The organism is Saliniferula longa (genome assembly GCF_050789285.1).
Lineage (GTDB): Bacteria > Pseudomonadota > Alphaproteobacteria > Rhodobacterales > Rhodobacteraceae > CAVPWP01.
Genome location: NZ_JBOUVX010000001.1, coordinates 791,106 through 804,718, shown reverse-complemented (window position 1 = coordinate 804,718; position 13,613 = coordinate 791,106). Strand labels below are relative to the sequence as shown.

8 protein-coding genes are annotated in these 13,613 nt (G+C 62.3%); 4 read left to right on the top strand and 4 right to left on the bottom strand.

Annotation, left to right across the window (positions count from 1 at the left end; genetic code table 11):
• Positions 1–59: 59 nt before the first annotated feature.
• The 4 genes from ACRDNQ_RS03745 to ACRDNQ_RS03730 are packed head-to-tail and all read left to right on the top strand — an operon-like array spanning position 60 to position 7,561.
• Positions 60–2,153: a hypothetical protein gene (locus ACRDNQ_RS03745; RefSeq protein WP_431827287.1), complete on the top strand. Its 2,094-nt coding sequence runs from the start codon at positions 60–62 to the stop codon at positions 2,151–2,153.
• Positions 2,153–3,124, top strand: a complete 972-nt coding sequence (locus ACRDNQ_RS03740) for an OmpA family protein (protein ID WP_431827286.1) — start codon at positions 2,153–2,155, stop codon at positions 3,122–3,124. Before ACRDNQ_RS03745 ends, ACRDNQ_RS03740 begins: the two co-directional genes overlap by 1 nt.
• Positions 3,121–4,434: an EH signature domain-containing protein gene (locus ACRDNQ_RS03735; protein ID WP_431827285.1), complete on the top strand. Its 1,314-nt coding sequence runs from the start codon at positions 3,121–3,123 to the stop codon at positions 4,432–4,434. Before ACRDNQ_RS03740 ends, ACRDNQ_RS03735 begins: the two co-directional genes overlap by 4 nt.
• Complete coding sequence (locus ACRDNQ_RS03730) at positions 4,427–7,561, top strand: DEAD/DEAH box helicase (RefSeq protein WP_431827284.1); 3,135 nt, start codon at positions 4,427–4,429, stop codon at positions 7,559–7,561. The genes ACRDNQ_RS03735 and ACRDNQ_RS03730 overlap by 8 nt, the downstream gene beginning before the upstream one ends.
• Before the next feature lie 44 nt (positions 7,562–7,605).
• Here ACRDNQ_RS03730 and ACRDNQ_RS03725 read toward each other — a convergent pair whose 3' ends face one another.
• The 4 genes from ACRDNQ_RS03725 to ACRDNQ_RS03710 all read right to left on the bottom strand — a co-directional run bounded on the left by ACRDNQ_RS03725 (position 7,606) and on the right by ACRDNQ_RS03710 (position 13,460).
• The gene (locus tag ACRDNQ_RS03725) at positions 7,606–8,091 is read right to left on the bottom strand and encodes a hypothetical protein (protein ID WP_431827283.1); all 486 of its coding nucleotides are present in this window, start codon (positions 8,089–8,091) and stop codon (positions 7,606–7,608) included.
• 317 nt (positions 8,092–8,408) lie between these two features.
• Positions 8,409–9,848 carry a hypothetical protein gene (locus ACRDNQ_RS03720; protein WP_431827282.1) on the bottom strand — a complete coding sequence of 480 codons (1,440 nt, stop codon included), beginning with the start codon at positions 9,846–9,848 and terminating at the stop codon, positions 8,409–8,411.
• Positions 9,845–11,020: a 3'-5' exonuclease gene (locus ACRDNQ_RS03715; RefSeq protein WP_431827281.1), complete on the bottom strand. Its 1,176-nt coding sequence runs from the start codon at positions 11,018–11,020 to the stop codon at positions 9,845–9,847. Before ACRDNQ_RS03715 ends, ACRDNQ_RS03720 begins: the two co-directional genes overlap by 4 nt.
• Position 11,021: 1 nt before the next feature.
• Positions 11,022–13,460 (bottom strand): Hsp70 family protein, encoded by a 2,439-nt coding sequence (locus tag ACRDNQ_RS03710; protein WP_431827280.1) that lies wholly within the window; start codon positions 13,458–13,460, stop codon positions 11,022–11,024.
• Positions 13,461–13,613 lie beyond the last annotated feature (153 nt).

The window sequence follows — 13,613 nt, the reverse complement described above, 5'->3', positions numbered from 1 at the left end:
ACAGAGGCTGAATTGGCAAGAGAAGAAGCTACCGCTGATACACGAAACTGGAGGACCGCGTGCTGAGTGACCTTATCGGAAGCGGCGCCGGAGAGGCAATAAGAGCGGCCGGGCAAGGAGTTGTCCACTACATCATTGCCCTCGCCCAGCTCCTTACGAAGTCAGAAAGTTCACCGGGAATCGTCGCAATCCTGCTGCTGGCGGCACTCGTCGTTTTCGGCGTCCTTTTCTTCCTGCGCACTGGTGGGCAGATTCGTGCGGTCCGGCGGATGCACGACATCATCACCCGACATGAGAATGTCGAGACATTTGCTCAGAATTTCGAGCAAGTGCGCTCCGAACTTGGGGAGCTGAGCAACTCCTCGCGTACCTCGAAAGAGCTTTGGAAGGCGTGGGACGAATTTCGTGAGACTCTCGTCGCCGACGACATTGACGGACCTATCCGCCTCAGGAATTCCGTACGTCCCGCGTCTTTCCTCAACGTCGCGGACTTGGGATACGGTCCAGGCCTTTACCGGATTCTTCCGAATACCTTCGTCTCGCTCGGCCTGCTTCTGACGTTCCTCGGACTGGTCGCCGCCCTCTTCGACTTCTCGAACAGCATGAGCGCCACGGGTCCCGGGTCCGAGACAAGCATGAACAATGCCATGATCGCATTCATGCAGATCGCCTCGGCAAAGTTCGTCATGTCGCTCGTGGGGCTTGTGTGCTCGATCCTGTTCACGATCCTTCTCCGGCACCGTCTTGAAGCAGTGGACCGCGCGCTTCACAGGCTCTGCATCGCGATCGAGCGACGTTTGGTCTTTGTGAGCCTCGAGGACATTGGCTTCCGCCAGCTTCGCGCCGCGACAGAGCAGCGTGAACATCTCCGGGAGATCGGTTTTTCTATGGTGGCGGAGCTCCGCAAGCCGTTGGAAGAGCTGCCCGATCAGATCGGGAACACGATCTCGAACCGAATGGATCCGATCTTCGAAAAGGTCTCTGCCTTGGGCACTTCGAGCATGGAAGGGCTCGTTGGTGACCTGTCAAACCAGCTCAGCCATTCCGTCGGAAACGCCCTGAACAGGGCCAGCGAGTCCCTCGGTGAAGCTTCGGACCGCATGTCCCGCGTGATCGACCAGATGAACGCCTCGAACGCGCAGGCCGGCGATGGACTGCAGACGGCCCTCGGGCAGCTCTCATCCGCCTTGCAGGACCTGCGGGCGGAGGTCTCCGCAACCGGAGCAGCCGCGTCCTCGGCCATGACCGAGGGCGCCGACCAGCTTTTGAGCGTCATGAATGAGACTCTGTCTGGCATTCGCGAGAACACGGCTGACGGCGCCCGCCAGATGAGCCGGGCCGTCGAAGAAATGCGCAAGGCGGCGGAGAGCTTCAGGGAACAGATCGGAGCGGCCGCCGCGGATGGCGCGGCTGCGGTCCAGGCGCGCATGGATGTGACCGCCTCCGAGGCGACGAGGGCGATCGAGGGCACGGGAAAGACGCTCATCGACTCATTTGAGGCGACGAGTCGCCAGATCGCAGACCTCGGGAAAGAACTTGGGGGCGCCATCAGTGAGGAGCTCCTCACTCAGCTCGAAGATGTCAGCGGACGCCTTGCCGACATGTCCGATGCCATCGAACGTGGCGCCGACGGTGCCCGCCGAGCGGCCACCGGACTTTCTGCCGGCGCGGAATCGATCGCTGGCGCCTCCACGACATTCGATGCCGCAAGCCGCAGCCTTGTCGCTGCCACCGACCCCCTTCGATCGTCGCAGGAGCGGATCGAGAGGGCGATCGGGCAATTGTCCTCCAGCATCGAAATGGTTTCCGGCACGTTGCAGCGCAGCTCCGCCCAGATCGCGGCCGACGCGGCGAGAGTGCTGGAAACGGCGCAGACAGCGCTCGGCACAGAGCGCGAAGGAATCCGTCAATCGCTGGAGGCAACGGGAGCGGCGCTTCAACGTCTCTCTCAGGAGGCTGCCAAGCTCGACCAGATCGACGAGATGTTGGGCCGCGCCCTCACCGCATACGCCCAGCAGCTCGAAGCGGCTCTCGGAAAGGCTCAGGACCACATCACCGAGATGCGGGATACCCTCGCTCCGGGCCTCGACACGCTCAAGGGCGTGGTTGAGCAGGCGGAGAGCTTCATTCCGGCCCAAAGGCAGCGAGCCTGATGCGCGCGCAGGCCCGCCGGATTGAACACGAGGAGGAGGAGGAAAGCGCCTTCGTGTCCATGACGGACATGACGGTGGGGTTCCTCTTCATCATCATGATCCTGCTCGTCTTCTTCGCCAGTCAGGTACGCACCCAGGACGTGGTGGAACGCAGCCTCTATGAGGCAACCGTGAGGGAACGAGACGACCTCCGCGCGCAGATTGTCGAACTGGACGCTCGCATAGTGCAGCTTGAGCTCGAGAAGGCGGATCTGGTCGACGTCGTCGCACGGCTCGAGACTGAGCTTCGTGCGGCATTGGAAGAGATCGCGCGGCTGGAAGCCGAACTCGCTCGGCTTCAGGAGGTCGATCCCCTCGAAGCCTACCTGAGCGAGGTCGCTGCGACCCGCCGCCAGATCCTCCTGAGGCTCAGGGATGCGCTCCGTCAGGACTTTCCCGATCTGAATGTCGAACTCAGCGAGGAAAGCGATGCTCTCAGGTTCCAGGGAGAAGGTCTCTTCGTCTCGGGTCAATCCCGCCTCGCCCCGGACAAGCGTGAAATCGTCGAGCGTCTCGCGCAGCGCCTCGACGAGACCCTTCCATGTTTCACCATCGGCCCCGAGTCCGGCTTCGACCCCAGCTGCAATCCGCGCTTCGTCATGATCGAGGCCGTTCAGATCGAAGGCCATACCGACAACATCGGCACGGACGAACTCAACCGAACACTGTCCACGGCGCGCGCCAACTCGACCTTCTTTGCGATGACGCGCGCCGCGGACACGCTCATGGAGCATCGGAATCTGAAGGGACAGCCCGTGCTTTCGGTGGCCGCATATGGTCCCGACCGCCCGGTCGCGGACAACGACACGCCCGCCGGCCGGGCAACCAATCGTCGGATCGATCTGCGCTTCATTATGGTGACGCCGCCTGACACGGAAGGCATCGAGATCATCCGTCAGGCCTTGGGCGATCTTGGAGACAACGATCCATGAGGTTCAGCGACGCGCGGGCACGATCCGCGATCCTGACGTCCAGGGCCATGCCACCGCTTGATGCGATCCAAAAGTCGGTTGCTCGGATCACGGCACGGTGGCCGGATGTCGTGGCGGTGCCCGATGCGCGAAACCGCGAGGCGCTCGCCATGGAAATGCTGCTGCGCATCTCCAAGTGGGCGTGGAAGGATGTGAAGCTGTCGAGGGTCATGAGCGCGGCTGTCGCAGTTTTCGACGAGGAGCGCCGGGATCGACCTGATCTGGAAGACGTGCGGCGCTTCTACCTCGATGAGATCCGGGCGACCGACAGCTCTACGTTTCTGCAGGGCATGACGAAGGTCTACATCGAGACCTTCGACCCCTCCTCGCCGAAGTCGGCGGCGCTCGCCCGTCAACTGAAAGCCAGGGCAGACGGTCTCGACGGGCGAACTCGCGATCTCCTCGCCCAGCTGCCCGCACTCTTTGATCCGGAAGACGTGCCACGGGAACTCGCGGAGATCATGGCGGCGAGCGATGACCCCTACACGTCTCTGAAGCAGCTCGGCTTTCGAACACCGCATGGGACCGGTCTCACGCGCTCCGCTCACCGTCCCTTTGTTGCGCACCTGGCACCGCATTTGCGCAGGGTTGAGGAGCGCGAGAAGCTATGGGCCTGGATCGCGCCCAGAAGTGGGAGCGCCCTCCAGACGGATGCAGCTCATGCCGTGGAAGCCCTTCTGAAGCCTTGGGCAGAGCAGACTCCGCCTGACGAGGTGCGCGAAGAGATTTCCGAAGCGATCATCGCGGCCTACAACGACCCGCGGACCCACAACGGCGGCATCTGGTCAGGGTTCAGCCCCGAGTTGCGCGCCGTCCTCCTGCGATGGCTGACCAAGCAGGACATGCTGTTCTTCTGCGACATGGTCACCGCGACGCAGAACAGCCACATGTGGCCGCCGCGCCGTGATTTCTGGCTGTCACTCTATGAGGACGGACGGATCGACGAGGCCTGGGTCGCCTTTGGCGCAAGCGCCCGCGACTTCGCGCGGCGAAAGCTCCTGAGGAGCGGGGTCGAGGGCCTCAGCAAGCGGTTCGGCCAGCAGCACGATCGAGGCGGCAGCACCTCGCTCCTGATCATGCGGATCGGCGACAAGATTGTCGTTGACGGATGCCACAGCTACAGGACGCACATCTTCCGGAGGGATGATCCAAAGGCGCCGAAGCTCTACGGGATGCACTACTACTGCGACGACATAATGCGTGTCTCGCGCAACGCGAAATCCCATAGTTCCATTCCGGCGTGGCAGGATTGGGTTCTTCGACATGTCTGACACTCAACCAGTTGCGGATATTGGCGGCGACGCGATAACCATTCGTTTTCCCGAAGGCCGACGTGGCCTTCTTGCCCGCTTCAGTCCCTCGCGCGCGCCCACACCCTCCTTCCGCACGCTGCCGGAAGACCATCGCGATCTGCTTTTCGCACTCGCGGACCTTCGCGCATGGGGCGAGGCGCATCCGGGTGAGGTCGACATCGGGGAGGATCGCCTGACGATCTCGCACGACGCCGCGGCCAGTCTTTCGAGCGGGGCGGCCAGAAGTCTCGGCCTGCCCCCGGATGTGCACCTCACATTGAAGACCGATGTTACCGGCACGGTCGGCAGACCGAACTTCCGGCTCGTCTGCGAATGGATGGACGCAGGGCAACGCGTTTCGCCCAGGCGGCATGGAGCCTTCCTCCATACCGCCGCCGGGACGCGCAGGCTGCCGCTCTGGATGAAGCGGGCGCTCGACCTCGCAGAGGGCTTCAACCCGGATCGCCCCATGGAGGATCATTGGGAGGTACTCGCCGCCTTCCGGCGTACTCTCGAACCCGAGACGGATGACGATCTCGAACCGGAGCATCGCGAGATCGCCAATCTCGCGATGACGGTCTTCCTGCGCGGTCTCGAGGTCCGGATCGCAGATCGCTTCTCGATTTCCCCGGATGCAACGCTGGGGCATTTCGAGGTTGTGCCCTTTTCCGGTCGAACCCTTGAGGCGAAAGATCTCGCCGGGACGGACGTGTCGGAAGCAGATGCCGAATTGTCGGGAGAGCCGTTGGCAGTCTTCCAGCACCGGATGCGGCAGCTCGGGGCGCGGCCGGCCTACCACCTCGGCAACAACAGCTATCTCGTCATCGATCGGGACAGCCAGCCGGTGTTGGAGGAGATGGCACGGGTGCAGAAGGCGCCACGCGAGGAGCGCCGCGCCTTTGTCGCCAATCCGCGCGCGTTCATAGATCCGGCCGTGACCCGGCATCTCGCTGCGCGCGGAGATCTCGATGATCTGGATGAAGCCGGACAACAGGAGATGGTCGAACGGCTTGCCGGGGCGGGTTTTGTCGAAAGCCGCGAGTACTCTGAGCGCGTGACCGGAACCAAGGTCTACGAGAAACCGGCGTCGGACTTCGGCAGCAGCGGCACGGTCTGGCTCCCTGAGGTGTTCGCCGCGGCAATATCTGCTGCGATCGAGGCCATGCCCACGCCAGACCTTGAAGCGTTGCGGGACCACATGGCGGCCACCCTCGAGGCGGGCTCAGGCATCCCGGCGCGGATCGGGTCCGACGAAGTCGAAGTCACGCCAGAGCGGCTTGCTGCCGTGGAGTCCCTTCTTCAGGTCCGGCGCGAAGAGGACGCTCGTGCCCCGGAGACCGAGGACCCGGTAACTCCTGACGAGCCAAAGGCCGGACCGATCATCCTCGACACGCTTGAGAATTACGAGGACCTCGCCTGGGCCGCCGAGCTTCAGCCGCGGAAACCGGCCCGCGCGCCGTCAATTCCGGAAACGGTGACAACGCCGCTTCGGGAACACCAGGTGCAGAGCTTCGAATGGGCCACCGCGGCCTGGACGAGGGGCCTACCCGGAATTCTCAATGCCGACGAGCAGGGGCTCGGGAAGACCCTGCAAACCATCGCCTTTCTCAACTGGCTTCAGGCCCACATGCAGGAGGCGAGCGCGGCCGAGCGTGGTCCGATCATGGTCGTCGCCCCCACGTCGCTCCTCAGGAACTGGGAAGCGGAGGTGGATGCCCACGTCGCGCCGCGAAAGTTCGGACATCTTGTGCGCCTCTATGGTTCATCCCTCGCAGGCCACAAGCGATCCGGTACGACAGGGACGGAAACCGGCAGCGGACTCGCACATCTCGATCTCGACTGGCTTTCGGAGGCCTTCGAGGAAGGCCGCGCCCATCGCTACTGGTTTCTGACCACCTACACGACCCTGGCGAACTACCAGCATTCCTTGGGCCGCATCCGGTTCTCGGCGCTCGTCATGGACGAGATCCAGAACATCAAGAACAAGGACACCATCGCCTCGAAGGCCGTCGAGGCGATGAACGCGGACTTCCGCATCGGCTTGACCGGGACGCCGATCGAGAACTCGACCATGGATCTCTGGACCATCATGGACCGGATCGCGCCCGGCGCTTTGGGATCGGGGGTCGCCTTCCGCGAGCGTTACGGCACGCCCGACGAGGACAACATGCGGGAGCTGCACAATCGGGTGTTCGCCCCGCAAGCGGATCTACCTCCCCTTGGACTCCGCCGACTGAAGGACCAGGTGGCACGTGATCTGCCCAGGAAGACCCGTCTCCTGCACCCGGGCCTGATGCCGGACATCCAGGCACGAACCTATGACGTCGCGCGCGCCAAGTTGGCTTCCGGCGGGCCCGGGGCGATGCTCAAGATGCTGCACCATATCCGATCGGTCTCCGTGCACCCTGCCCTTCACGAGGTTGCTGTGCCGGAGACCTTCGTGGGAATGAGCGCGCGCCTCGATGCTGCCATCAGGATCCTGTCTGAGGTACGTGCGCGCGGCGAACGCGCGTTGGTCTTTATCGAACACCGCGAGATGCAGTTCCGCTTTGCCGAACTGGTGCGTCACATGTTCGGCCTCGAGCACGTCGACATCATCAACGGGGACACCCCGATCCCGCGCCGGCAGCAGATCGTCGTCCGCTTTCAGCAACACCTGACCACCGACGGAGGCTTCGATCTCCTGATCCTCGGTCCGAAAGCCGCTGGAACAGGCCTTACACTCACCGCAGCCACACATGTCATCCACCTGTCACGCTGGTGGAACCCTGCGGTCGAGGAGCAGTGCAATGACCGGGTCCACCGCATCGGGCAGATGTGCCCCGTCACAGTCCATGTCCCGATGGCGATCCATCCCGGCTACCGCGAGCACTCCTTCGACTGCCTCCTTCAAAGCCTGATGCAGCGAAAGCGCCGCATGGCGGAACAGGCGCTCTGGCCCATGGGCGACACGACCGAAGACCTTGCCAGCTTGCAAGCGAGCCTCGACGTATCGACGGCGGCCAGCGCCGCTGATCCGCTGACAAGTACAATGACCGCGCTGTTCGAGAGGGACGGGCTCAAGGGCGCCATCATGCGCGGCGACGGAACATACGAAGTTCCATGACCGGGAGCGCTGGGAAACCGTTGGGCGGGAGCTCGGCGCTGGATTCAACGGTCGGACGGCCGCGACGATGGCGGCCCCGACAGGTCGTGTAAAGAGCCGCCCAGCTGGCGGTTCAGATTCTCCGCCTCAACGATACTTTCCTGCAGCATCTTCTGCCAGAGAAGCTCGTCAGTTGTCGGCGGGACAGGAGATTCTCCTTTCGCAGTGTCATAGCGAAGCTTGGCCTCGTCCAGTCGACGGTTGTCGTTGTCAATGTCGATTAAGAGAGCGGCGATCCTCTTCATGACTCCCGGTTGGTCGGTGCGTGATGACAGGTTCCGCATTTCTGCCTTCCTTAGCGGCGACTTTCGCTGGACCTCCTCAATGACCCGAATAAGCTCGTCGAGAGCATTCTGCTTCTCCTGCTCGCGTGCGTTCCACGCCTCGAGTTCACGGGACTTCTCGGCAATTGCGGCTGAGAATCCATCAATCGCCGAGGTGGCGCTGTCGAGGGCGCGGATGATCTTGGCGGCTATGCTGGTCGGGGGCATGTTTTCCGAATTCTCGCTATTTAGAGTCAGAGCTGTCAGCCTTGAGGTTTCGTTGTGCGACGATATCGTACCTGTAAGGAGCTGACTCTTCCACGTTCACTGCATCGGCGGCGGTCACGCGATGCCGCATATTTATCTGACAGATCCGGCCGCGCGTTCGATGGAACGGCTTCGAGACTTTGAGAACCGCAGCGACGGGAGTATCACCGTCCCTGTCGATTGAAGTCTCGCGTTGGATAGCCCAGGGTCGGAAGAAGGCCTCTCAACCTGAAGCACGGTGATATCAATTGCATCGCGTGGCTCTGAGGAGAACCCCGCTATTTCTCCTTCTTCTTCGACCCAGCTTTTTTCGCCACCCTTCCGCGGGCCTTCAATGCTGGCTTGCGCCCGTCCTCCGCCCTCTGTTTGCTTACGAGACCGGCAGAGCTGTCAGCCGATGGCGAAATCATAACCTCCTGCTTCGGCGGTTCAGGACCAAAATCCAAACCAGGCTGATCGAGATTCGTGACCACTTGAGGGCGTCCCGCCTCTTGGGTCATCGCGTCGACCTTTTTCGAGGGCTCGCTCACAGCCTCGCCAGAAAGGACGGTCGGAGCTTCGGCTTCGGCAAACATCACAGTCTCGCGGGCACTCCCGGCAAGCTCTCCACTTGAGTGCTCTGTTTCGATTGAGAAGTCGGGAACGCTCAGCGCGCCCGGGAGACGTTGCGGTTCCGGCAGATCGCGGGCGGGCTTATCTGCCTTCTCGTCAACAGGCATCTGTGCCCGAGAAGCTTCCTCCTGCGTCAAGGCCAACGCCTCGTTCGCTTCGCCGGCGCTGCTCATGTCTTTCGCCTTCAGCGCGCGGATCAGTTCTCCGGGCAGCCGCTCGCCGAGGGATTGGACGAGCAGACTGGCCGCCCCATGGTCGTGCGCGCTCAGAATGCGGATGTCGTCCATCAGACTGGGGAGGTCCAGCGCGGCACCTTCCCGCTTGATGACGTAGCGCTCGTGTTGCTTCAGCGACGCCATCGCGAGAAGGTACGCCGGTTGCTCCCTTTCTCCGGCCAAGCTTCCAACAAACCTGGACAGGAGCGGCGCTCGCGCCAGGAAGGGTTGATCGACATTGAAGTCCCGCCGCAGAGCGTCCGCTTCTTCCTTGACGTCGGGTGGGAGACTTGGCGCTGCGCCGCTAATGATCTTCTGAGAATTGAGAACGCAGGCCCAGCCGAAGAACATGCTGTCGCGGGACCGGGCAATGTCATCATCCACAATGCACTGTTCGCGCTCCTTTAGCCACGCAGCAATTCTGACGAAATGGTCGCACGGCGGCACGTCAAGGATCGCCAGAAGAGACTCTCCCCGGGCACGACGGTCCGCCGCCTCCACGGCCAACACCCACTCCGCCCATCCCGCGGCAAGTGGGGTGAGGTCGATCGTGAGGCCCGCTGCCTCGGCGTCATGACGATGGACGGCCAGGGCCGCCTCGCTAAAGGAATGGAATGAGCGAACCGCCTCAAGATGAAGGCGCTGTCCGAGGTAGAGATCGCCCGTTCGTAACTGGTCCAATAGCTCCGGCTTGAGCATCGCAAGGACAAACCCTGTGGAGGAGGTCCCGAGGTCGGGCGCACCAAGCATGAGGTTACAAACCACATCGACGGGATCCACCCGATCATGCCTCCATCGGAATATCCGCCTCTCATCGAGACGAATGGTCCCAGTCCCGATCAGCCGGACCCATTCCAAATAGCTGAGCGTGACGGCTTCCAGAGACGTCAAAACAGATCCTCCTCCACCTCAGCCGATGCCCCCACGTCCTCGCTGAACGCCACCGCGTCCCGCGGCAGGCCTTCGACGAGCGGATGCGCACGAGTGCCTGAATAGGTCATGACCAAACGCTCTCTCGAGCGGGTCATGGCGACAAAGAAGACTGTTCGGTCGAGGTCCGGCGCTTCGAGCAATGCACGCGCTGGCACGATCTGCATGCTGGATACCAGCCCCGGCATGTGCACGACGTCGAAATCGAGCCCCTTTGAACTGTGGTAAGTCATGATAAAAACCAATGGGCGACCGTCAGCGTCCGCGAGGTCGCCAATTCCGTTGCCGAAGTAACGCACCGGTATGCGGTGAGAGTCGAAATGGGAGTTCAACTCACGATAATCGAGCCGGCCGTTCCTCACTTCTATCTTTGAGTAGCTCGCGGCGTTTCCCAGATCTTTGGCCAACTCGTAGCAGAAATCGGTGATCGCGCGATGGTTCGGCAGGAGGATGGCCGAGGGATATTTCGGCCTCGCCATCGCAAAGGCTTCTTCGTAGGTCCACCGGGCCTCGCGACTTGAGCTGTCGAACCGCTTCACTACGGCCGTGACGTCGCGCAACTTCCGGACGTCACTCTCAGCGAGATGGGTACTGGGAAGAACTGTCTTGACGGCCCTCACAATGAACCGAGTGATCCGGAAAAGCTCAAGCAGGCGCCCTTTCTCGAACTGGATCACCTCGTCGATCGCGGCCTCAGTGTTCGCGACCTCGTAGATGCGCTGTTCGCAGTCTCCTGCCACCACGAGGTGGGTGCAGCGCTGGCGTAGCGCCTCGATATCGACACGTTTCACATCCTGGATCTCATCGAGCAGGATTACGTCAACACGTCGGTGCGACCGGTGAAGGAAGTTGAGGTAGGTATCCACCTCCGATTGAGCACCCGACTCCCTTACTGCCTGGTGGATCATTCCTGCCAGCGCATGGGTGTAGGTCAGGAAAACCATGTGCAGACCTGGGTTCTCGGCCTTCAGTCGTCGCGCGATATGGGCGAGCACGATGGTTTTCCCCGAGCCCGCGCCACCCTGGACCCAGAAAACGGCTCCGTCCGGCGTAGCGCGGATCTTGTCTACGGCCTGCTCGACCACCCTTAGCTGCAACTGGCTGAGGTCACTTGCCGTCTTGAACCAGGTCATTTCAGTACTCGCGCCCGAGCAGCCGTCCGTCGCCTCGGCCCTCCGCCAGGTTGCCTTCGTCGAAGACTGCATTGTGCGTCGCAACCTCTCGCTCGCGCCGCTCGATCTCGCCCGAGGCTTGGTCTGCGATCATGTCCTGACCTGTCGCGCGGGCTGCGTCGCGTAGGCGTCGCAACTCGTGAAGGTCCGTGTCCCGAGAGTGCATCTCGGGCGCGAGCACCGCGACGATCCCCTCATGCAGCTGCCGCGCCTCTCCCGGGCTTCGACCCTCAATCATTTTGGCGAGCATTGCCGCTGAGGACGTGTAGTCAGGGTCACGGTCGAGCGCCTCCCGCAAGAGCCGCTCCTTCGTGGCCGCGTCTCTCTCGCCGCAGGCAAGGTTATGCGCAGTTAGAGCAGTCGGCTTCCGCCGGTGGGCAATGGCCGCCCATTCATGGCTCACCCTGCCCCGTCCAGCCATCGAGTAGTGATAGCAGATGTTGGTCGCGTGGTCGCTTCCCGGCGTGATCCGCTCGAGCGCGACCAGAAGATCGGCGGCCAACTCGTGCTCACCGGCCTTGGCGGCGGCCTTACTGTAGGCAAGGACCACGCTCGCCTCGGGCCGACCGCTATTTCGAAGCATAGACTCATTGAAGCGCTGCCGCTCGCGCAACATGGCCAACTCCGCCGGTGAAGTCGCCGCATTTGAGAGTGGGTTCAGGATCTCCGCCCGGGCCGTCCGCCCCGCCACGGCCACGGAGATGTCCAGCAACTTTTCCTTGCTCAGCCGTCCGGTGACCGCAACTGCATCCCCACGCGCAAAGCCGCTGGTGCCCACTGGCTTGACCGACACGATCCCGACGATCCGGTCGCGACCGCCAGAACAGATTGGTACGTCAAGCTGCCGCTGGCCGTCTTCCGGGATCGACAATTCGATGACGAATGGCGCGTCGGTCGGGACCGGCGTCGACGCTGGGATCAGAGTTTCCAGTACGCCGCCGCGCGTCACCACCGAGATCGCCTCTGAGGTGATCGGAGCAATGAAGTCGAAGCCGAACCCGTGCAGGCCCAAGCTGTGAATAGCCGCCCCCTGGGACACAAGCGCGCGAAGGTTACGCGGGACTACCTCCCGAACCTCTGGCGGGAAGGCGTCCATCACCGCCGCCCGGATTAGCGGGTTTTGGGCGCTGCCCCCGATGAACAGCACCGCATCCACCTCGCCGGGATCGAGCGCAGCCTTGTCGAGGACGTCATGAACGGGACCGACAAGGTGACGGCTGTCGTCCGCTCCGCTTCGAGGTCCGCAGAAGGGATCCAGGATGTCGATGAACTGGTGAAGCGAAAGGGTTGGGGTCTCGATTCCGACCACAGCGCCGCGCAGCTTGAAGGGCGGCACTGACTGGGTCTCAAAGATCAGGTCTGGCAGACGCCGGACTTCGTCGAGGCGTCCGACGCTCCGATCGGCCATCATTTTTGAGATCGTCACCTTGAGCTTCTCTGCTGCGGGGGCGAGCGCCGGGACCACCTTCTCCTCGATGTCGAGGGCCGTGAGTTCGACCTTCGAACCGTCGGCCTGCCGCAGCTGGTCAACAAGGATCCGCCGCGCGATCTCGCGGTCGATGTCATCGCCGCCCAAGGCGGTAAACTTGGAGATCGCTCTATTGCGGGACGTCACCCTTTCGCCCGAGACAGAAAAGTCCAAGACTGATACGTCGCACGTTCCGGCGCCCAGATCATAGACGAGAACGCTGATTTTGCCGGCCTTGGCTCGGACAAGAAGGTCCTGACCATCCGGTGCGCGGGCCGCTTCGTGGACGTAGCTGAGGAATGCCGCATTCGGTTCGTCGATGAGACAGTTCTCATCTACTTCGATCCCGCAGCCGCGGATGGCAGCCAGCAGGTCACGCCGCTGGTTGGCCTGAAAGGCCGCGGGCACCGAGAAAGCGAAGCGGGCTCCACGTGTAAGTCCGAGTTGTTTAAGTTCATCATGTACTGCTGCGGTCAGCAGCTTGAAGAACTCGCGCGCGGCATCGGCTGGGCGTTCGATGGTGACGCCTGGCACACGCCCAGCTGGAAGGGCCGTGGCCCCATACTCCGGCCCAAGGTCGAGACCCAATCCCATCTTGAACGACGAGAAGCAGTTGCGGCCTTCAGTCAGCCGGGATCGCAGGTTGTATGCGTCCCGACCAAAAAGAAGCGTGTCATTACGGAAGGCAAGCACAGTGCTGACGATCTCGTCACGCACGACGCCGCCATGCTGGCTCGGCTGCGAAATAACGAGTGGCCGGACAGCGATCGAGCGTCCCGACTCATCGCGGACAACAAGACTAACGACCGTGGTGGAGGTGCCGAAATCCACCCCGAGGAATGCGATCCCGTCGAAGGTATCGAGACGCTGTGCGAGACCAGGCTGAGGTCGGACAAGCCAAGTTCCTCCGTCACCGGGGCGGGGTGTGGTCATGGACGTATTTCACTTACTGAGTTTTCGAATCTGACGGACGCTTGCGGATGCCATCCAACGGTCTGGTGCAACTTGAATCACCATTGTGGCGAGATCAAGGACAAGCCGAATAAGTGTCTGGTGCCAAACGGCTATCCTCCCCCAGCACGGATT

Bases quoted from the DNA above. Each gene is read 5' to 3' on its own strand.
- ACRDNQ_RS03740 (WP_431827286.1), top strand. From the start codon at position 2,153: ATGCGCGCGCAGGCCCGCCGGATTGAACACGAGGAGGAGGAGGAAAGC.
- ACRDNQ_RS03735 (WP_431827285.1), top strand. From the start codon at position 3,121: ATGAGGTTCAGCGACGCGCGGGCACGATCCGCGATCCTGACGTCCAGG.
- ACRDNQ_RS03730 (WP_431827284.1), top strand. From the start codon at position 4,427: ATGTCTGACACTCAACCAGTTGCGGATATTGGCGGCGACGCGATAACC.
- ACRDNQ_RS03725 (WP_431827283.1), bottom strand. From the start codon at position 8,091: ATGCCCCCGACCAGCATAGCCGCCAAGATCATCCGCGCCCTCGACAGC.
- ACRDNQ_RS03715 (WP_431827281.1), bottom strand. From the start codon at position 11,020: ATGACCTGGTTCAAGACGGCAAGTGACCTCAGCCAGTTGCAGCTAAGG.
- ACRDNQ_RS03710 (WP_431827280.1), bottom strand. From the start codon at position 13,460: ATGACCACACCCCGCCCCGGTGACGGAGGAACTTGGCTTGTCCGACCT.